The organism is Pediococcus parvulus (assembly GCF_964063155.1).
In the GTDB taxonomy this organism is placed as follows: domain Bacteria; phylum Bacillota; class Bacilli; order Lactobacillales; family Lactobacillaceae; genus Pediococcus; species Pediococcus parvulus.
In genome coordinates this window covers 423,738-444,464 of the sequence record NZ_OZ061292.1, presented here as the reverse complement: position 1 = coordinate 444,464, position 20,727 = coordinate 423,738, and the positions used below count along the sequence as shown (strand labels likewise).

The window sequence follows — 20,727 nt, the reverse complement described above, 5'->3', positions numbered from 1 at the left end:
AAACTATTTTAAATCGACATCCAATTCAACCGGACAGTGATCTGATCCGAAAATTTCGTTATGAATTTTAGCATCCTGTAATTTATCCTGCAAACTATTTGAAGCCACAAAATAATCAATTCGCCAACCGGCATTGTGATCACGGGCATGAAATCGATAGCTCCACCAAGAATAAATACCTTCTTTGTCCGGATAGAAATAGCGAAACGTATCGGTAAATCCGCTTGCTAACAACTCAGTGAATTTTTCCCGTTCTTCATCTGTAAAACCAGCACTATGATGATTACTCTTATCATTTTTAATATCAATCGCTTCATGGGCAACATTTAAGTCACCACAGAAAATAACTGGTTTCGTTTCAGCCAGTTGATTAACATAGTGACGAAAATCATCATCCCACGTCATTCGATAATCTAATCGTTTTAATTTAGTTTGAGAATTAGGGGTATAACTGGTTATCATGTAAAAACCCTCATATTCTAAGGTGATTAGACGGCCTTCATGATCATGCACGTCCACTCCCATGCCATACTTCACACTAAGTGGTTTAATTTTCGTAAAAATAGCGGTGCCAGAATAACCCTTGCGATCAGCATAATTCCAGTATTGATAATAACCCGGTAGATCTAGCTCAAGTTGACCTTCCTGCATTTTAGTTTCTTGAATACAAAAAATATCGGCATTCAAAGTTTTAAAAGATGTCAAAAAGTCATGTGTCACTGCAGCTCTAATGCCATTTACATTCCACGAAATTAACTTCATATTTTTTTGCCTCTTTGCTAAGAAATAAGTCTCTATGATAAGAATTATACCATTTAGCGTGGTTCTTCTAAAACTTATCTCTTAACTAAAGGTTGAAACTACAAAAACTTATCTTGTTGCTTGATACGAAAACGTTCATGGCAACAAAATTAGATAAAATGACGTCTTCCAGCAAATTTGGGCTGGAACGTAGTGCGAGTTCTTGCGGCCGAGTTTGCCACAAGAATCGACATCGACTGGAGCAAGAAAGATTTTCGGAACGAAAATCATCATTACTAGGCGGAATAGTGCGAGTTCTTGCGGCCGAACTTGCCACAAGAATCGACATCGACTGAAGCAAGAAAGATTTTCGGAACGAAAATCATCATTACTAGGCGGAATAGTGCGAGTCCTTGCGGCCGAGCTTGCCACAAGAATCGACATCGACTGAAGCAAGAAAGATTTTCGGAACGAAAATCATCATTACTAGGCGGAATAGTAGCACGATTTGGAGTCGCAGGACAGCAATTAAATTACTGTTTTTGAACCAAGTCCTTTAATACTAGTTATTGAAGGAATTTTGATACTTTCAACCTTTAGATCTACATTAAAAAAATTGCACCAAGTAAAAAAGCCCTGTGACAAAGGTTACCCTCTCACAGAACTCATTTTATTTTCTTTTACAAATTTTTCAAAATTTCTGACAAAGCTGGCTGACCAAACACATTGTAAGTCTTCTTATAATTATCAATTGTGTCTTGATCGAACTGATCTGGATCCATTGGAATAAATGAGGTATCAATTGGATCCACATTTTTAACCTTTGCATCCACCACAATTGGCTTTGTGTTACCGGCTTTTTGTAATTCATCAATCTTATCAAATGCCGCGTCTAACGACTTTTGGTCAGTTACTGTGAAACCAATTGCGCCCATGTCTTCAGCAACACCTGCCCAGTTTGCACCCAGTAAATCGATTCCATATGGTGCTTGCTTTGCAGCAATTTTTTCGTGTTGAATAAACCCAAACACTTTGTTTTCAAGAACAACGTTCACAACTGGAAGTTGGTATTTAACTTCTGTCAACAAATCCTGCATAACCATTGCAAAACCGCCATCTCCAGAAATAGTCACAACTTGTCGATCAGGAAAACTTAATTTTCCAGCAATTCCAGAAGGTAACCCATAGCCCATAGTGGCGAACCAAGATGATAGGGTGAACTTCTGATTCTTATTCAATGGAATCTGACGAATGGCCCATTCTGTGTTATTACCCACGTCAGCACCAAAAATTGTATCATCTGTTGAATGTGCCTTTATGGTTTTCATGACAGCTTCTGCAGGCAATCCTTTAGAATCATCACTTGCCAAAGTGTCCAACCATTTGTCCCAATTTTGCTTGTCTAAACGAGCCGCCTTTAAGAAATTAGTTGTTTCAATTGTGACATCCCGTTTCAACAATTCCTTTAAAAAGTCTTGACCATCACCGAGAATTGCCAAATCCACATCACGTTGTTTACCAATATCAGCGGCATTGTTATTCACTTGAATCACTTTAACGCCTTCTGGCAAAAAACGAAGGAATGGATAATTCGTACCAACTGAAATAACTAAATCCGCCATTTGAGAAGCTTCAAAACCTGGTTTAGTCCCCAACCGACCTCGCGAACCCATGAAGTTTGGATGATCAGTTGGCATAACACCTGTTGCCGGAACGGTTGATAAAACGGGTAAACTGAACTTTTCTGAAACAGCAACTAGTTCTTTAGTTGCTCCTTTTAATCCCACACCAGCCCAAACAACGGGGTGCTTTGCACTTTGAATAGCAGACACCACGTGATCAATCGTTTTTTCATCAAACTTGGTGTGCATTTGTTCCTTATAAATAGGAGCTGTTTTGAACTCAGTAAACTCAATTTCTTGTCCAGATAAATCATCAGGAATAATCACAACCGCAGGACCTTTATGCGCATATGCAGCCCGAATGGCTTGATCGACCACGTAAGGGATTTGGTGTGCACTTACCACTTGTTCATGGAACACAGCAACATCAACAAACATCGGGTCCTGATTCATTTCTTGAAAGAAGGACGTGTTCATAACTCCTGTTGCAGATTGACCAACGATTGCTAAAACGGGCGCATGATCCATTTTAGCATCATATAAACCATTGAATAAGTGAGTGGCACCAGGCCCGGCTGAACCAAAACTGACGCCGATTTTTCCAGTTAATTTGGCATCGGCAGAGGCTGCTAAGGAACCAACTTCTTCATGTCGTACTTGAATGTATTTGATTTTGTCCTTTTCTTGATATAAACCATCCACAGTATTATTAATAGAATCGGCAGTAATCCCATAAATGTGATCTACTTGCCAACTTTCTAAAACCTTTGCTAACGCTTGTCCTGCTTTCATTTTCGCCATATTTAAGTTCTCCTTTAAGTTAAATACTAGAATTACTGTGCTTACTTTTTGTAAGTAGTTGAACTCATTGTACAGACTATTCAACAAAGAAGCAAGAACTTTTTATGAACAACTGTTAAAAAAAGGCCGAATAAAAAATATTTTTTTACGGTCTCTTTATGCTTCCCGAATAATATTTTTAAAACGAGAAAAAAAGGGCAGATCCTTCCGCTCAGAATCTAACCACTTTTCCCGTTCTAATTTTCCTACCATATTAACGAACAACCAACACGGATATTGGCGCATATTTTGCCATGTATGCTGCTTGACTACCAAAATGCTTTTCAATCCCAGATTTAGCTTGAGCGCCAATTACCAATAAATCAGGCTGCACATCCTTGATGACTTCATCAACAATCACTTTCCCTGGATTACCTTGTGCCACGACTGTTGAAACGTCTTTCACGCCAAATTGTTCTGCCACCTGCTGATATTTAGCGATATGCTGCATAAGTCGTTTATGTTTTTCATTTACATAATCTTTGCTGAGTGCTTGATACACATTCATATCATCATTTTCTGAAACAGTGACAATGACTAAACTAGCGCCATCATTTTTTGCACGATTCATCGCATATCGAAACGCCAATTGAGCATCCTGTGAATCGTCTACACCAACCAAGATCTTTTTAAACTCTTTCGGATTCATAAGATTCCTCCTCTATAGTGCCGTTAATGACTGCCAAACAATTTGTAAGTTTAAAATAGTGAGAACAATTGTGCACAGCCATGCTAAAACTGTAACCCACATTTTATTCACAAACCGATTACCCATAATTTTCTTTGACGAAGTAAACAGGGTCAATGGAATCATTGAAATTGGCAATGCAACTGACAAGAAAACTTGTGAATTGACTAAGAGACTATCCAACGCACTTTCCTTACCCCCATATGCAATGGTGCAAATCAAAACAGGAATAACCGAAATCAATCGCGTAATTAACCGACGTGCCCACAATGGCATCTTCATATGGATAAACCCTTCCATAACGATTTGACCAGTTAATGTCCCGGTAATCGTTGAGTTTTGACCAGAAGCTAACAATGCCACCGCAAACAGTATACTTAAGATTGGACTAGCAACCGCGCCCGCCAACTGATTATCTTGAAGGGCATCAAATAGTGAAGTGAAGGTTCCTAACCCTTCGCCATGCCCAAAGAATAAAGCTGCACCAAGCACTAATAACAAACAATTAATCACGAACGCACCAGTTAATTGAATATTTGAATCCCAAGTAGAAAATTTCACTGCTTCGGCCACTGCGTCTTCATCATTATGATCAATCTTGCGTGTTTGTGAAATTGATGAATGTAAGTATAAATTATGAGGCATCACCGTGGCACCCACAATTCCTAGTGCCATGGTTAACTCTCCTGGATGTAAAATTTGAGGTTTTGGCACAAATCCGGCAAACATAGACGCCCAGTTTGGATTAGAAACGCCAACTTCATAGGCAAATACAGCCAAAATAACAACAATAAGCGTCACAACGATCGCTTCAATTTTTCGAAAACCTAACTTTGTTAATAACAATAAGAGCAAAACATCGAATACAGTTAAAGTGACCCCTAAAACTAGTGGAATTCTAAAAAGAAGCTCCAACGCAATGGCTCCACCAATTACCTCCGCAATATCTGTCGCACAAATTGCAGCCTCTGTTGTAAGCCATAAAATAATTCCTAAAACTTTGCCCGTATGTGCTCGCGTCGCTTGTGCCAGATCCATCTGTGTCACAATTCCCAGTTTAGACGCCATATATTGTAATAACATGGCGATTAAACTCGAAAGCAAGATCACAGACATCAATAGGTAACCGAACTGGGCACCACCACCAATGGAAGTTACCCAATTACCTGGATCCATATAACCAAACGCAACTAATGCACCTGGTCCCGAGAAAGCCATCAACTTTTTGAAAAAGCCACCTTCTTTTGGTACTGGCACCGTGCTATTGATCTCTTCAAGACTTGGTCCGTTTGCGTAGTACAATAACCCATGCTTTTTTCCATTCCCCATATCTTCTAACATATCAACGATCTCCTCCTTTTTTCAACTCCATTATAGTTTAAAACCAAGTAAAGTAAACTCCATTTTTTGGTATTCCTAAAATAAAATACCCATAATATAACAAAAAAGTGTTTGTAATCAAACTGCAAACACTTACCTAATAGGATTTTCACTAATTTATTTAATTGTTTAAAAAAGTTTTCCCACGTAATAGTGAATAAACATTGTAATGATTCCTACCACAATGTTTCGAATGACCGCTTTTTTTGGAATGCCATTGCCAAGCCGTGCGCTTAAATAGCCGGTCAAAGTCACAGCGAAAAGAACAGCAATAATCGTGGCTAATAACTGATACCCGGCTGGTGCAAAGGTCATCGCCACAAGTGGAAAAATACCACCTGATGACGCAGAAAACAATGAAGACACGGCCGCTTGCCAAGGATTCAGGTAATTATCTAAGTTCATGCCGTATTTAATATTGACAATTGTCGCAAGTGCCCGATCTTTTTGGTTCAGTAATTCATCTGCTATGGCCTGAGCCGTTTCTTGATGAACACCTTTTTCTTCGTAAAAGCGCACAACTCGTTCTTTTTCATCCTCAAATTGAGTAGTTAATAATAATCTTTCTTGACCCACAACTGATTTTTCAGTATCACGCTGAGAACTAACTGAGGCGTATTCACCAGCTGACATGGAAAACGCACAGGCTAACAGATCCGACAATCCCGCAATAAAGATTGTGAAAGAGTTGGTCGTTGCGGCTGCTACACTAAACAAAACCCCCACAACGGTTAAAATACCATCGTTTGCACCTAACACACCGGCTCGCAAAGTGTTTAACCAATTATCCATATTTTTGTGATTACTTAATTTTTTTTGCATTATTTGTCTCTCCCATCATGCAAATAAACTACCAATGAGATAGGTCACTAGCATTGTAATGAGTCCCGAAATCACGTTTCGAACGACCCCTTTATACCGAATTGCTTTACCAAGCACAGCAGCCAGATATCCAGTTATGGCCAGCGCAATGGCAACTGCACAAATAGTTAATGGAATTTTATAAGTGGGTGATATAAACGTTATCACTAAGAGAGGTAATAAAGATCCGGTTGGAAAAGAAATCATAGATGCTATCGCAGCAAAGTAAGGATTGGTGTAATCATGCACATTAATGCCATATTTTTCACGAACAACGGTAGTCAAACTTCCTTGATCCATCATTTCACTCGTGGCCTTTTGAGCGAGTTTATCAGAAATTCCAGAATTCAAAAATTTTTGTTTCACTGTTGCAAACTCTTTGTCGTAGTCGTTTTTTAAGGCCAATTTTTCTAATTGAACGGTATGCTGCTGAGCGTCTTTTTGCGTATTCACAGAAACATATTCGCCCATCGCCATCGAAACAGTTCCGGCAATCATCCCGGCAATTCCGGAAATAAAAATTGAAAAACTATTGGTCGTCGCTCCAGCCACACCAATGACGATTCCGGCAACCGACAAGATACCATCGTTGGCGCCCATCACACTAGCCGCATGACATTAATTTTTTGAGCTAGTGATGGCGAAAACTTACGTCGTTTTTGATTTATCACCATATTAAAACTCCCTCTCGTTTAGAATGGTTCTAACAAATCACTTTTATCATACTAGTTCTTTTTAAATTTGCAAATTGACTCGCTGGCGTTTCAATGGTATTTTCTAATCAAGATACCAATCGGAAATCGTTGTTTGGGGAGAAATTGAAAATGCCTGATCTGTTGAACTATTTAGATAACTATAATCGTCCCATCACCACTAATTTAAATGTGGCTGATCAGATGATTCTGACTCGGTTACCATTTTTGCCACTTCAAGATATTGTGGCAGGTAATTTGGACGATGAAATTGCCTTGCCCCAAGCACTAAAGCAATTAGAAACTCAGTTGGCCAATACTTCAGAACATTTATTGCTTCCCAATGACCGGATTCTCATTCAAAAGTTACAAACTTCTTTTCGTTATGAAAAAGTCAGCCTGTCGAATTTTAAAATCCAATCACCAGAAAACTTAGACAATCAGTGTGCTGCCATTACCGTGCGTGTGGCTCCCCATACCAAAATTATTGTTTTCCGTGGCGCCGATGGCACTACTTTAGGCTGGCAGTCAGATCTTCAAGTTCTCTACGAACCAAATGGTGAACGATGGCAAAGTTTTGCACGGAACTATTTAGAAAAAACTATGCATGCAAATTCTGATAATTTTCAAATCATTGGATACTCCAAGGGTGGTAGTATGGCTATTTACGTAGCTAGTCAAATTGATGCGAAAAATCGAATTAAACAAGTAATCAATTTTGATGGCCCAAAAGTTACTTCAACAGATGGTCTTCCCGAAACTTTCAAGACCCGTTTTCAAACTTATCTGCCTCAATTACCGTTTTTCGGAATTGGATCTGCGTTTACAAACGCGCCCAAAATAGTCACAAGTATGGCAACAGGAATTTGGCAGCATGACCTTTACAGTTGGCACTTACACGATGCTGATCCAGTCATTTTGGGTCAATCACAGACAACTGATGATTTTTTAAATCACCAATTATGTCCCTGGATTCACAAGCAGACCCGCGCTAATGCCCAGCAATTTATCAACACATTTTGGGAAATTTTAGATGACACACAGGCAGTTTCAGTAAATGATCTGTTAAAGCACTGGCAACAAGTTACCAAAGCGTACCGAAAGCAAAGCAGTACTTGGGATCCAGTCGCCCAACAAATGGGTAAAAACACCTTGCAATCGGCATTTCAAATCATCGTTTCTTTTACCCACTTTTAACAAATCGACGCAAACGTGGTAGGCTAGTACTATGAAAACTGAAAGAGAAAAAATGACCGCTGGCGAATCTTACCAGGAGTTTGATGCGGAATTGATTGCAAGACGCAAGCTAATTCGCCAACAACTTCAAGAGATTAACCAGATTACTGATAACGATAATCGTAACCAGCGTTTCCAAAGTTTGCTTGCCCAGACCGGTGACCACTTTTTTGTTGAAAGTGAGTTTAAATTCGATTATGGATTTAACATTCATATTGGCGATCACTTTTATGGGAACTACGATATCACGATGTTAGACACGTGTCCCATCACAATTGGGGAACACTGCTACTTCGGTCCTAACGTTGGTTTATACACTCCAGTTCACCCGTTAGACGCTAAAAGGCGTAATGCGGATGTTGAAATGGGCGCACCCATCACCATTGGAGACAGTGTTTGGATGGGTGGCCGCGTGACTGTCTTACCCGGTGTCACTATCGGTAATCGGGTTGTCGTTGGTGCTGGTTCAGTTGTGACCAAGTCATTTCCTGATGATGTGGTCATTGTTGGCAATCCAGCCCGCATCATTCATCATTTAGATAGTAATGGGGATGTGATTAAGAACAAAGGTGACCAAAAGGGGGTTTAGCTTCTGCCCTAATAGGTTAAAAAGAAGCCACCTTTTTTGGCACATTTAATTCAATCAATGAAAAGCGAGCGAATTCATTAATATTTGTATAAGCCCAAAACACTGTGCAAATATCCTTAATGGATAATTTGACGGTGTTTTTTTGTTTTTATTTTTGAAAACTTGCTTGTTCAGTTTCAGGAGTTTTCAGAACACCGTTTTAACCTCGTTTTTATTTTCACTTGTTTTTCAATGATTTTAGTTAATTCAATTTTTTATTACTTTTCTTGCTGTTTTAGGACAGTTTCAAGAGGCAGTTCAAAAAATATAAACACACCTAGTGCGGGCCCTTATCCCACTGTTGGCGCGCTTATATCTCTTGAACTTAACGCCTCTTGGCACTCACTTTTTCTTAGGACAGTTCTTGGAGGCAGCCTTGAATATGTAAACACGCCTAGCGCGGGAATCCTTCCCGCTGACGGCGCGCTTACACATTCAAGACTAATCGCCTCCCTACACTCACTTATATATTAGGAGGATCATTATTTTACACCACAGTAATATCGATAAAACCGTTTTTATTCCAACCGTTAGTCTCTTCGCCCTTGTTTCCATTGGACTCATTCTTGGCGGTTCCCAACTTCGTGCCGTTCTCAGCGACGTCATGAACGGGATCACCGCTCACATGTCCTGGGCTTACCTTGGCATCTACATCATTAACTTCGTATTCTTCATGTACCTTGCCTTCAGTCATTTTGGTAAAATCAAACTTGGTCACGCCAATGACAAACCCGAGTACAGTAGCTTCCAATGGGGTAGCATGGTTTTTGCCACCGCCATCGATGCCAGCATTCTCATGCTCAGTATGGTTGACCCTTTACGCTACGTTCAAAGCCCCGTTTTTGGTGACAAGCCTTATTCTGCCGCCTCTTACGGTGATGCTCACATGTTGGGTCAGTTCAACTGGGGTCCCATGGCGTGGATGATGTTTGCTTCTGCCACCATTGCCATTGCTTACGTTATGTACGTTCGTAACGTACGGGTCATGCGGATTAGTGCCGCTATTTCATTTCTAAAAGGACCTGAACACTACAAAAAAGTTATTCGTCAAATCATCGACTTTTTGGTTGTGTTTGGGATCATGGGTGGCATTGGTTCATCCGTCGGCATGGAAATTCCGGTTCTTTCAAAAATCATTAATCAAATTACTGGAATCCCCGATAATTTACTCTTAAAACTTTTTATGTTCTTAATTTTGTTTGTCATCTTTGCTGTTACCGTGTTTCACGGGATTAAAGGTGGGATTGATAAACTTAGTGCTGCCCATATTTGGACTGCCATTGGTTTCTTACTCATTGTTTTATTTATCGGCCCAACGCTAACCATCTTCCGTGATGAAGGTAACAGTTTACGTTTAATGGTTGAAAAGTTTATAACGATGAGTGCTAGCACCACAACCAACGGTAAACCTGGAGTTGCTCAACAAGAAACAATTTTCTATTGGGGTTGGTGGTTATCCTATATGCCGGTTATGGGCTTATTTATCGCCCGTATTTCTCGTGGTCGAACCATTCGTCAGGTAATTGTCGGCATGCTGACTTACGGTGCCCTTGGCTGCATGAGCTTCTACGCTATTTTAGGTGGTTACTCACTTTATCTACAACAAACTGGGGTAATCAACCTTGTTCATATTTTGAACACCCAAGGACAAGCAGCTGCCATCGCGGCCGTAATCAGCACTTTACCATTAAAGATGATCATGTTAGTAATCTACAGCATTTCGTGTTTTATCTTTTTGGCCACAACCATTTCGTCATCGGCATTCATCGTGTCGTCATTTACAAGTAAACATTTGGCACCTGGCGAGCAACCTAGTCAATTTAACCGATTAATTTGGGTAATTGTCTTCATTATCTTCTCGTTTGGGATTGTATTTGTCGGAGGCTTTAAAACGGTCCAAGCAATTAGTTCTATCGCGGGATTCCCATTGATCGCGGTCTGTGCCCTCTTATTATTATCCCTTTGGCAGATGATTCACCAAGACCAAAAGGTTACGGAAGCAAAGAAAGAGACTGTGCTATTCTTGCCACATGTCACACCAGAAATTGTCCGTAAACGTAAACACGTTCAAGTCACTTTAGAGAGTTATTTGAGTGATTAATTGAAAAAGACCAGCAATTAAATTAGTTGCTGGTTTTTTTGTCGTCTAAATATCACTTAATCCCTTCTACCACTCATCAAAACCAATCTAGATGTTGTATAATCAAGGAAAGCTGGGTCTCTGTCAAATCGTATTGGTGGAGATTTTGAACGGCACATTCACTTCGGTGAATGTGCTTTTTGTTTACTCATGAATTAAACTAATCCGGATAAAGAAGTTGTCAATATTTCGAAAACCAAAACAGTTACGCTTTAATGCCTTGATTTTACGATTAAGTCCTTCAATTGGACCGTTGGAAAATGGATAACGACAACTGTTTAGAAGGGCTGAACCATTTTTGATAAACGTGTTGATCGTTATGTCCATTTGATTACTAGTGGGTTGGTAGTTAGTAAGTAAGGATTGGAACGCATTAGCATCCTTTTGGTGTATGGCACTTAAGATACCTTGATAGGTTTGATACACAGATCTAAATCTGGGAAAAGCGTCTAGAGCTAAATCAATGGCGTTTTGTTGCGTCATATACTCGTTAATTCCGCGTAAATAAACAGCCTTAGAATCATTAACTTTTATTTCATCAAGATGAAATAAACGCCATTGAGATTTTAAAATATGATAAATTCGTGAATGCTTATCTTGGATAGTACGAATGGTCTGCGTGCGTTCATTATCTAAGGCACGCCCAGCCAGTTGAATAATATGGAAACGATCGATAATCGTGGCCGCATTGGGAAATAAGCGATGAATGAAGCTGCCATATTCAGCATTCATGTCAATCGTCACTGATTGAACTTGGGCACGTTCTTGAACCGAAAAACGAGCTTCAAAGTAGTCAATGATATCTTTACTTAGCCGATCTTTTAAAGTAACAATTCGGCGATGACTAACGGCATCGCAACAATTAAAGGACATCCAGTGATTACAGGAACGAAATTCATCAAAGCAAAGATTCTCTGGGAGATGTTTAACACGATAGGCTAAGTGAATATTGGCATTTAGGATTCGTTGAACACTGCTTGGCGAAATTCCACAAAGTTTAGCAATTTCTTTACTCGTCAACATATCGCGTGCCAAAACGATCACTTGATGTTTGATATTATGTGTGAAAGTTTCGTTACGATTAACCAACTTAGTTTTAGCACCACAGGTTTTTGAACAATCTTTACATTGGTATCTTTGACGTTTTAAATGCATTTCGTAACGACCACCGGATAAGGTTCCTAAACGCAGGTGACTCATGTGAGTTCCGTTTTTAATTAAGCTTTTATGGCCACAATGTGGGCACTTTAAAAGTTGATAAGACAAAGTTGCATGGACGACATGAATACGTTGGTTTGTGGAACACCGTTCTTTAGAAATACCAGTGACAATTAAGTTTGGGTCTGTTATTTCGAATAAGCATAAGATAGAATTAGTTAGGGACATCTGAATTTCCTCTTTTCGATTTGTTTTGGCGATTAAATCGTAGCACAAAGAGGACAGATGTCCTTTTTTATTTTTCTGATTTTCAAAACAGACAAAAAACCGGTATTAGTTATTCACCAATACCAGAAAGTGTAGACCCGGAAAGCTCACGGGGGAGTGATTCGCAATGAAGCAATTATTAATTGTGACACGAAAATTGTATAAAATGAATTTTTATCGGGCAATCCTTTCGGCCTTATGGCTAATTTTCCCGCTAGAATTTGTGGGTGTTAGTTTTCACATTATTTTTGAAACCTGCTTCCATCGTAATGGTATTTTAGAAGTCATCTGGGATCTGCACACCAATTTGCCTGGATTTAACAGCATCTCATATCTGCTCAAATCCACAAATTACCTGACTTTTATCACCATTTCATTACTACTGGCCTTTTTTACGGCCGAAAATCTTTTCGAATTACGCGCAAAGCTATCTCATGAACATTTAGCCGGCATTACGAGTTTATTTATTTACTTCTTGCTCATCGTTGAAACTGCACCCAATCTTGATTTGCCACAAATCACTGACGTTGCGGGTAATTTACTCATCCCGATTTTGATTGGCCTGTTTACTGGATATGGATACAGTTTTCTTGCCAAAAGATCTTCACTTAAATTAACCGTGACTTACTGGGCGACTACTCATCTCATTGTGATTTTCAGTCTCTTAATCATTTTAATTGGTGGCATCAGCTTTACGGTCTACCAAACACAACTCTTTCCTAATTACATATCGCAACAAGTACAAAACTTCTTACAAACTGGAAATCATCCAACCTTTTGGAAAATTACTTTTGCAACTCTGCTTAGAAATTTCGGCCACTTTTTTGGCATAATTAATGATTTCACCACCACAATCGGCAATCATTTTTCATCAGAGACCGCCAATTTAACGTATCTTGCCCAACATCATAATCTCTGGAACATTCCTTATCCAATCACGTTACATTCGTTGTACGACTCATATGGGGCGTTGGGCGGAAACGGCATGTTACTGGCACTGGCCGGTGCTATCCTCCTTCGAGTTAAAAATCAACGCGCCCGTTTGGTGGCCAGTTTATCCATAACCCAAACTGTTTTTGATCAAAGCGAAGCACTCATGTTTGGCATTCCCATTTTGTTTAATCCGCTTTTCTTAATTCCGTTTTTAGTCGCTCCGTTTGTCAGTATGAGCATTGGCTATTTAGCCATTATCACACATCTCGTCCCGGCTGCGGCCTACGTAATTCCATATGCAACACCAAGTATTTTACGAGCCTTTCTAGGAACAAACGGAAACTTTGGCGCCCTTTTTGTCAGTTTAATCGGTTTGATCCTATCAAGCTTAATTTATTACCCATTCGTCTCTTTGATTGATCAATTGCCAGAAAGAAACGGAGATGAGTCTCATGCTTAAATGGATTCGTCCACTAATCTTATTTGTATTACTGGGTTTCATGGCCGTTTTCGGTTTGCAATGGACCCACCAAAACATGCGCAATGCCATTCCATCAGCAAATTCACGCGTCTCACCAATTATTTTGGTGCCCGGTAGCAGTGCAACTCAAGAGCGCTTTGATGCCATGGTCAATGAACTGAATGGTAAAACCAAAACATCCAGTAGTTTATTAAAAGTAACTGTTCATACGGATAACCACCTTTCATATAGTGGCACTTTTCAACCAGGCAAAAGCCATCCATACATTGTCATTGCGTTTCAAAATAACCATGATGGCTACTCAAATATTAAAAAACAGGCTAAATGGTTTAGCCACGCCATGACCATTTTGAGTGCCAAATACCGATTTAATCACTTTTCTGCAATTGGTCATTCCAATGGTGGTCTAGTTTTAACCCGTTATTTAGAAAAATATTTTAACCAACAAAAAATGCGTATTAACACATTGATGACCATTGCTTCACCCTATAATTTCTCGGAAACAAACATTGATAAACGTACCCAAATGTTGACAGATTTAATTAAGGATAATAGTAAGATTCCAACCAATTTAGTCATGTATTCCGTGGCCGGCACGGAAAACTACAACAATGACGGAACGGTGCCGTTTGCGAGTGTGGAAGCCGGTAAATATATTTTCCAAAAACGGGCAAAGAATTACACTCAAATCACCGTAACTGGTGAAGACACGACCCATCATGATCTGCCCCAAAATGGGGAGATCGTCAGCTTAATCCAACAGTACGTCTTGAATATTTCCAGTACAAAACAAAAACCGGATATTAATGTGCAACATTAAACTGAAATCCTCATAACTATTGAATAGCTGTGAGGATTTTTTCTATATTGACTTTAAAAATAGAACCGGCTATAATCATTTTTGAAGAAAGGTGAGTAATTACTCACCTGCCTAAAGGAGGACTCTTCAATGTCATCTACAAGTATTTCACTTAATCATTTAGTCAAACAATTTGGCAAACAAACCGTTTTAAAAGATATTAATTTTACGGTTTCACCAGGACAAATTGTGGGTTTGATCGGACCCTCAGGCGCCGGTAAATCCACCATCATCAAAACTACTCTGGGAATGGAGGTTGCCGATGGTGGTTCCGCCACCGTTTTTAATCAGGTAATGCCCAACCGAAAGCTTTTGTCTCGCATTGGCTACATGGCCCAAGCGGACGCTCTTTATGGATCATTGAGTGGTCAAGAAAACTTGATGTTTTTTGCACAAATGAAAGGTCTAAAAAAACAGACAATTCATGCTGAAATTGCCCATGTCGCAGAGGTTGTTGATTTAACCACCGACTTAAATAAACGCGTTAGCAGTTATTCTGGCGGCATGATGCGGCGTTTATCTTTGGCAATCGCCTTATTAGGCAGCCCAGAGCTACTAATTTTGGACGAACCCACTGTCGGCATTGATCCCGCTCTGAGACGTCAAATTTGGAAAGAATTAAACACAATTCGTCACGAAAATCGTAGTATTTTGATCACGACCCACGTCATGGATGAAGCGGAACTTGTTGATGAAGTAGCCTTAATTTTAAACGGTAAAGTTATGGCGTTTGACTCACCTGCCGCTCTTAAAAAGCAGTATCAAGTGAACTCGATCGAAGACGTATTTTTGAAGGCAGAAGGTGTACAACTATGAGAATTATTGCAATTATGATTCGGGTTTTAAAAGAACTTTTACGCGACAAGCGGACACTGGCTTTGATGTTTTTGGCGCCAATTTTGATTTTGTTTTTAATGAATGCCATCTTTTCATCGAATTCCACGACGAATGTCACAATCGGAACCGTTTCGTTGTCCCAAGCCATGAATAAAAAATTGGGTAAAGGCAACCATGTTGACGTGAAATTATATGATTCCAAAACTGCCGCTGAAAAAGCATTGAAAAAGACTCACATCGATGCCATTATTCAAAAAAAGCATAACGATTATATACTGACCCATGCGAATACTGATTCCACTAAAACCACAGCGGTTAAAATGGCGGTTAAAAATGCCCTGACAGCCCGAGGAACTGCCGAGCTAAAAACAGGTCTTAAAACTTCAACAACTGTCATCGGCAAACTCAGACACCAGTTAACAATCACTTCCAAAGCACTGGCAAAGTTACAGTTCCAAGTTGCCAAGTCGACGAATCAAAAAGTTAAAACTTCTAAATCTAATCACGTGACACTAGCACAGGTTAGTTCTAAGAAAATGGCCACGCCAAAAATCACAAACCATTATGTATACGGCGATGCTAACACCAGCTTTTTTGATAAGATGTTGCCAATTCTGATGGGATTTTTCGTTTTCTTCTTTGTTTTCTTAATTTCTGGAATGGCGCTTCTCAAAGAACGGACTAGTGGTACGCTAGATCGTCTGCTGGCGACCCCCGTTAAACGCTATGAAATTGTGTTTGGTTACATGGCCAGCTACGGAATCTTAGCTATTTTTCAAACCGTGCTGATCGTATTGGTCACGGTTTGGTTACTTGGCGCTGAAGTGGTTGGTAGTTTGTTCAGCATTATTTTGATTAATTTGTTATTGGCTCTGGTAGCGTTAGCCTTCGGGATTCTGTTATCAACATTTGCAAGCTCTGAATTCCAGATGATGCAATTTATCCCGTTAGTGGTCATTCCCCAGATCTTCTTTTCTGGTATCATTCCGTTGGATCAGATGGCTAGTTGGATTAAGACAATTTCATATATCGTCCCAATTAAGTATTCTGGAGACGCAGTAACCGCAATTATGATGCGTGGCGCGGGTTTGTCGTCACTTGGATTAGAAATAACAGTCTTGTTTGGTTTCTTGATTGTCCTGACAGTTTTAAATATTGTGGGGTTGAAAAGATATCGAAAGGTTTAGTTTTGTCAATTTCTTAAGCAAACTTCTCGAAAGACAGCTATTCAAAAATTATAATTGGGATATAGTATTTCATATTAAAACGGTTCAGAAGTTATGGCCACTACATTCCAGCTTCATATTTTCATAGCACAATCTCAAACTCTAATATAGACCTCAGAGACTGTAAAAACATGACTTATATGTAGTAATCCAACAAAATCCAAGCTTAATATCTCAAAAAAATAACTGCTTTTCATCAAATGGCGTTATACTAATACGGTGCAAGGAATTGCATTTAAAATTGGATAGAAAGAGGCCAGTATTTTGGATAAAGTAAACCAAAAAAGTACAACACGTTATGCGTCTATGGATATCAATGATGTCTATAAGTACTTTGATACAAAGGAAACCGGTTTATCTTCAGAACAAGCAGCTGGATTACTAAAGAAATTTGGACCAAATACCATTCAAAGAAACAAAAAGCAATCGCAAGTTAAAGCTTTTTTGAAAAACTTTACAAGCTTGATGGCAATTTTACTTTGGATCAGTGGTTTCATTGCGATTTTTGCGCAAATGGTCGAACTAGGAATTGCAATTTGGGCCGTCAATTTGATCAATGGTATTTTCAGCTACTGGCAAGAGCATCAGGCTCAAAAAGCAACTAATTCTCTGTTGAAAATGTTGCCAACCTATGCACAAGTGTTACGAGATGGCAAACCGAAGCAAATCAATTCGGAAGATTTGGTACCTGGCGATGTATTCATTATTCAAGCTGGTAACAGTATCTCTGCAGATGCCCGGATCATCAAATCAACCTCCCTTCAAGTTGACGAATCCGCGCTAACTGGCGAATCGGTCCTTGTTAGTAAACAAGCCGAATATTCACATGGTGTAGGTCGTTTTTCAGAGGCAAATCTCGTGTTTGCGGGAACTGTCGCAGGTAGTGGTACGGCGACTGCAGTAGCGGTCGCAACTGCCATGCACTCTGAATTTGGTAAAATTGCCAAACTAACCCAGAATCAAAAACACCAAGCCAGTCCCCTTGAAATCGAATTGAATCATTTAACTCGTCAATTATCGGTAATTGCCATTTTAATTGGCGCCATCTTTTTTGTCTCCGCAATCTTTTTTGTGCATTACCCAATGACCAAGTCATTTATTTTTGCTTTAGGGATGATTGTGGCTTTTATTCCAGAAGGACTATTACCAACCGTTACGCTGTCTTTGGCCCAGGGTGTTACTCGAATGGCCAAGAAACATGCGTTAGTTAAGGATTTAAACAGTGTTGAAACCCTTGGTGAAACGACTGTCATTTGTTCTGATAAAACTGGAACTTTGACTCAAAACCAAATGACCATTAATCACCTTTGGTTAGCCAGCCATGAATATACCGTTACTGGTCAGGGCTATGTGAACAACGGTCATATTCAGCTTGATTCCAAAGATGTTGATCTGTCAGACCAACCGGACTTAGAAATGTTACTTCGGGTTGCGGCTTTGAATAACGATACTAAGGTAGAACAGCCAAAAGTAGCTGGTGACAATCCTAAAATTATTGGTACCCCTACAGAAGCAGCATTAGTTATTTTAGCTGAAAAGGCTGGAATTAATCTTGAATCAGAATCCAAAAAGTTTCCACGAATTGGGGCTTTACCTTTTGACTCCGATCGGAAACGCATGTCCACTTTTCATGATGTCGATGGCAAAACTACTATTTGTGTAAAAGGTTCTTTGGATGGTATCCTGCCAATTAGTGACACGATTCTAGATAATGGCAAACTGCGTCCCCTTACTGAAGCTGATAAAGAACAAATTAACGAAGCTGACAAAAAATATGCGGCCCAAGGTTTACGCTCTTTAGCAATTGCCTATCGGGATGCTTCAGCTGATGATAGTTTACCTGATGATACTAAAGACTGGACGATCGAAAACGCTGAACAACATCTCACCTTCGTTGGCTTAACAATTATGGAAGACCCACCCCGTCCAGAAATTTTTGAAGCGGTTCGCAAATGTCATGAAGCAAGTATTCGTATTATCATGGTAACCGGTGATAGTTCATTAACTGCCAAGAGTATTGCAGTTAAAATTGGTGTTGCTAGTGACAAAGCGCGTGTTATTACAGGTGACGAACTTGCTGAAATGCACATTGCTGATCTTAAAGAAGCTTTAAAGGGTGAAGTGATTTTTGCTCGTGTGGCTCCTGAACAAAAGTATCGAATTGTTTCAACGTTGCAAAGTATCGGTGAGATTGTGGCTTCAACCGGTGATGGTGTTAATGATGCTCCTGCTTTGAAAAAAGCCGATATTGGGGTTGCCATGGGTGTCACAGGAACTGATGTGGCTAAAGATGCCGCCAACATGATTTTGACTGATGACAACTTTGCTTCAATCGTCGCCGCAATTGAAGAAGGTCGAACCGTTTACAGCAATTTACAAAAGTTTCTCCTATATATTTTAAATAGTAATATGCCTGAAGCTGCTCCTTCAATCTTATTCCTGTTTTCACGCGGTTTAATTCCTTTGCCATTAACAGTTATGCAAATTCTAACCGTGGATCTTGGAACTGATATGTTACCTGCTTTAGGCTTAGGGGCTGAAAAAAGTGAACCCGGAATTATGAAACAGCCACCGCGTTTACGAACTGCTCATCTTTTAAACCGAGGGATTATTTTGAAGGCTTTTGCCTGGTATGGATTAGTGGCGTCCATCATTTCAACTGTGGGTTACTTCTTCGTTAACCATCAACACGGTTGGCCAAATGTGGCGTTGGCAGCATCTGGTTCTGTTTATCAGGAAGCGACAACCATGACGTTAGCTGCAATTGTCTTCTGTCAAATTGCGGCTGCCTTGAATTGTCGAACAAAGAATTCCTCAATTTTTAGCATTGGTATTTTCAGTAATCGACGTATTTGGGGCGGCATTATTTTTGAAGTGCTTCTCCTAGCCTTACTAATTTATGTGCCCTTCTTACAGGGATTGTTCAATACAGCTGCAATTGGCTGGCAAGACTGGATTTTGTTAGTCTGCATTCCAATTCCACTTGTGTTAATTGAAGAGATCCGCAAGTACTTTATGCGTAAAAAAGTGCGAGTTTAATAAAAGCGTTTCACTAGAAATTTCTGGTGAAACGTTTTTAGTTCGCAATTTAATTTTCGAATAGTCAAAGCGTGTTATCATGAGTTATAAATTTGAAATCGAAATGGAGAGATGTTTGATGAGCGTACTAACTGATACATTCGAGCTTCGCAATGGCGTCAAGATTCCTAAGGTTGGCTTTGGTACTTGGCAGATTCCTGATGGTGAAGTTACATACAATGCTGTCAAAAACGCCTTGGCAGCTGGTTATCGTCATATTGATACTGCTTGGCAATATGGCAATGAAGACAGCGTAGGTAAAGCAATTCGGGATTCCAAAATTGCGCGTGACCGAATTTTTGTCACAACTAAATTGCCAGCAAAAAGTAAGAGCTACGAAGAAAGTCTGCAATATTTCGAAGAATCCATTAAGAACCTTGGTTTGGATTATGTTGATTTGTTCTTAATTCATGCGCCGTGGCCATGGGATGAAATGGGTGCGGATTATTCTAAAGAAAACGTCGAAGTTTGGCGGGCAATGGAAGAGATTTATAAATCAGGTCGTGCAAAGGCGATTGGAATTTCTAACTTCAATGTTCAGGATCAAAAAAACATTTTGGAAAACTGTGAAATTGAACCAATGGTTAATCAGCTTCAGTATTATATTGGGTATACGGAAACTGGTAATGTGAGGTTTGCCAAACAAAGCGGCATGTTGGTGGAGGCATTTTCTCCATTGGCAACGGGTTACTTATTGCATAATCAAGATGTAGCAGATATTGCCAAGAATAATCATGTGTCGGTGGCACAGTTGGCCATTAAGTACTGTTTGCAGCATAATATTGTGCCGTTGCCAAAGGCGATTAACCCAACCCATATTGAGGAAAATACTAATTTAGATTTTGTGATTCCGGATGAAGATATGGAAACGTTGGATAGCTTGGTGGATACGGCGCCGGGTGAGGACCATAACGAATAGATAGTGAGTGAAGCAAAACGAGAAGACCGGCAATATAAGTGTGACGGATGCAGGATGAAGTCCTGCTGGAGTCATACTTATATTGCCGGTCTTGTTTTGCGGAGCTGTCCTCAACTATAAAAGATTAAAACCATAAGCATG

15 protein-coding genes and 1 pseudogene are annotated in these 20,727 nt (G+C 39.7%); 9 read left to right on the top strand and 7 right to left on the bottom strand.

Translation table 11 applies throughout. The features are described from left to right. Window positions 1-3: 3 nt before the first annotated feature. The 6 genes and pseudogenes from AB3217_RS02120 to AB3217_RS02095 all read right to left on the bottom strand — a co-directional run bounded on the left by AB3217_RS02120 (window position 4) and on the right by AB3217_RS02095 (window position 6,806). Complete coding sequence (locus AB3217_RS02120; RefSeq protein WP_057783284.1) at window positions 4-762, bottom strand: exodeoxyribonuclease III; 759 nt, start codon at window positions 760-762, stop codon at window positions 4-6. Window positions 763-1,421: 659 nt separating this feature from the next. Then, window positions 1,422-3,164 carry a thiamine pyrophosphate-dependent enzyme gene (locus tag AB3217_RS02115; protein WP_367365617.1) on the bottom strand — a complete coding sequence of 581 codons (1,743 nt, stop codon included), beginning with the start codon at window positions 3,162-3,164 and terminating at the stop codon, window positions 1,422-1,424. A gap of 253 nt (window positions 3,165-3,417) precedes the next feature. Next, on the bottom strand, window positions 3,418-3,852 hold the full coding sequence (locus AB3217_RS02110; protein WP_057783288.1) for a universal stress protein: 435 nt from the start codon (window positions 3,850-3,852) through the stop codon (window positions 3,418-3,420). A 12-nt stretch (window positions 3,853-3,864) separates the two neighbouring features. Beyond that, window positions 3,865-5,220 carry an Nramp family divalent metal transporter gene (locus AB3217_RS02105; protein WP_367366114.1) on the bottom strand — a complete coding sequence of 452 codons (1,356 nt, stop codon included), beginning with the start codon at window positions 5,218-5,220 and terminating at the stop codon, window positions 3,865-3,867. A 180-nt stretch (window positions 5,221-5,400) separates the two neighbouring features. Beyond that, window positions 5,401-6,093, bottom strand: a complete 693-nt coding sequence (locus AB3217_RS02100; RefSeq protein WP_057783291.1) for a VIT family protein — start codon at window positions 6,091-6,093, stop codon at window positions 5,401-5,403. Between the two features lie 15 nt (window positions 6,094-6,108). Next, window positions 6,109-6,806, bottom strand: a pseudogene (locus AB3217_RS02095) (VIT family protein). Between the two features lie 150 nt (window positions 6,807-6,956). On the opposite strand from AB3217_RS02095, the gene AB3217_RS02090 reads away from it, so the two are divergent. The 3 genes from AB3217_RS02090 to AB3217_RS02080 all read left to right on the top strand — a co-directional run bounded on the left by AB3217_RS02090 (window position 6,957) and on the right by AB3217_RS02080 (window position 10,789). After that, window positions 6,957-8,021, top strand: a complete 1,065-nt coding sequence (locus AB3217_RS02090; RefSeq protein ID WP_367365616.1) for an Mbeg1-like protein — start codon at window positions 6,957-6,959, stop codon at window positions 8,019-8,021. Window positions 8,022-8,052: 31 nt separating this feature from the next. After that, the gene (locus AB3217_RS02085; RefSeq protein ID WP_367365615.1) at window positions 8,053-8,649 is read left to right on the top strand and encodes a sugar O-acetyltransferase; all 597 of its coding nucleotides are present in this window, start codon (window positions 8,053-8,055) and stop codon (window positions 8,647-8,649) included. Window positions 8,650-9,208: 559 nt separating this feature from the next. Further along, complete coding sequence (locus tag AB3217_RS02080) at window positions 9,209-10,789, top strand: BCCT family transporter (protein ID WP_367366113.1); 1,581 nt, start codon at window positions 9,209-9,211, stop codon at window positions 10,787-10,789. Between the two features lie 183 nt (window positions 10,790-10,972). Here AB3217_RS02080 and AB3217_RS02075 read toward each other — a convergent pair whose 3' ends face one another. Beyond that, window positions 10,973-12,214 carry an ISL3 family transposase gene (locus AB3217_RS02075; protein ID WP_063697918.1) on the bottom strand — a complete coding sequence of 414 codons (1,242 nt, stop codon included), beginning with the start codon at window positions 12,212-12,214 and terminating at the stop codon, window positions 10,973-10,975. A gap of 166 nt (window positions 12,215-12,380) precedes the next feature. Here AB3217_RS02075 and AB3217_RS02070 point away from each other — a divergent pair, with 166 nt between their 5' ends. The 6 genes from AB3217_RS02070 to AB3217_RS02045 all read left to right on the top strand — a co-directional run bounded on the left by AB3217_RS02070 (window position 12,381) and on the right by AB3217_RS02045 (window position 20,586). Next, window positions 12,381-13,646 carry a PTS transporter subunit EIIC gene (locus AB3217_RS02070; protein ID WP_367365614.1) on the top strand — a complete coding sequence of 422 codons (1,266 nt, stop codon included), beginning with the start codon at window positions 12,381-12,383 and terminating at the stop codon, window positions 13,644-13,646. Further along, entirely contained in the window at window positions 13,630-14,487 is an 858-nt protein-coding gene (locus AB3217_RS02065) for an alpha/beta hydrolase (protein WP_057783305.1), read from the top strand. Before AB3217_RS02070 ends, AB3217_RS02065 begins: the two co-directional genes overlap by 17 nt. 129 nt (window positions 14,488-14,616) lie before the next feature. Beyond that, window positions 14,617-15,342: an ABC transporter ATP-binding protein gene (locus tag AB3217_RS02060; RefSeq protein WP_367365613.1), complete on the top strand. Its 726-nt coding sequence runs from the start codon at window positions 14,617-14,619 to the stop codon at window positions 15,340-15,342. Next, window positions 15,339-16,550: an ABC transporter permease gene (locus AB3217_RS02055; protein WP_068806387.1), complete on the top strand. Its 1,212-nt coding sequence runs from the start codon at window positions 15,339-15,341 to the stop codon at window positions 16,548-16,550. The genes AB3217_RS02060 and AB3217_RS02055 overlap by 4 nt, the downstream gene beginning before the upstream one ends. A gap of 345 nt (window positions 16,551-16,895) precedes the next feature. Further along, on the top strand, window positions 16,896-19,628 hold the full coding sequence (locus AB3217_RS02050; RefSeq protein WP_367366112.1) for a cation-translocating P-type ATPase: 2,733 nt from the start codon (window positions 16,896-16,898) through the stop codon (window positions 19,626-19,628). A gap of 118 nt (window positions 19,629-19,746) precedes the next feature. Then, entirely contained in the window at window positions 19,747-20,586 is an 840-nt protein-coding gene (locus AB3217_RS02045; protein WP_068806390.1) for an aldo/keto reductase, read from the top strand. Window positions 20,587-20,727 lie beyond the last annotated feature (141 nt).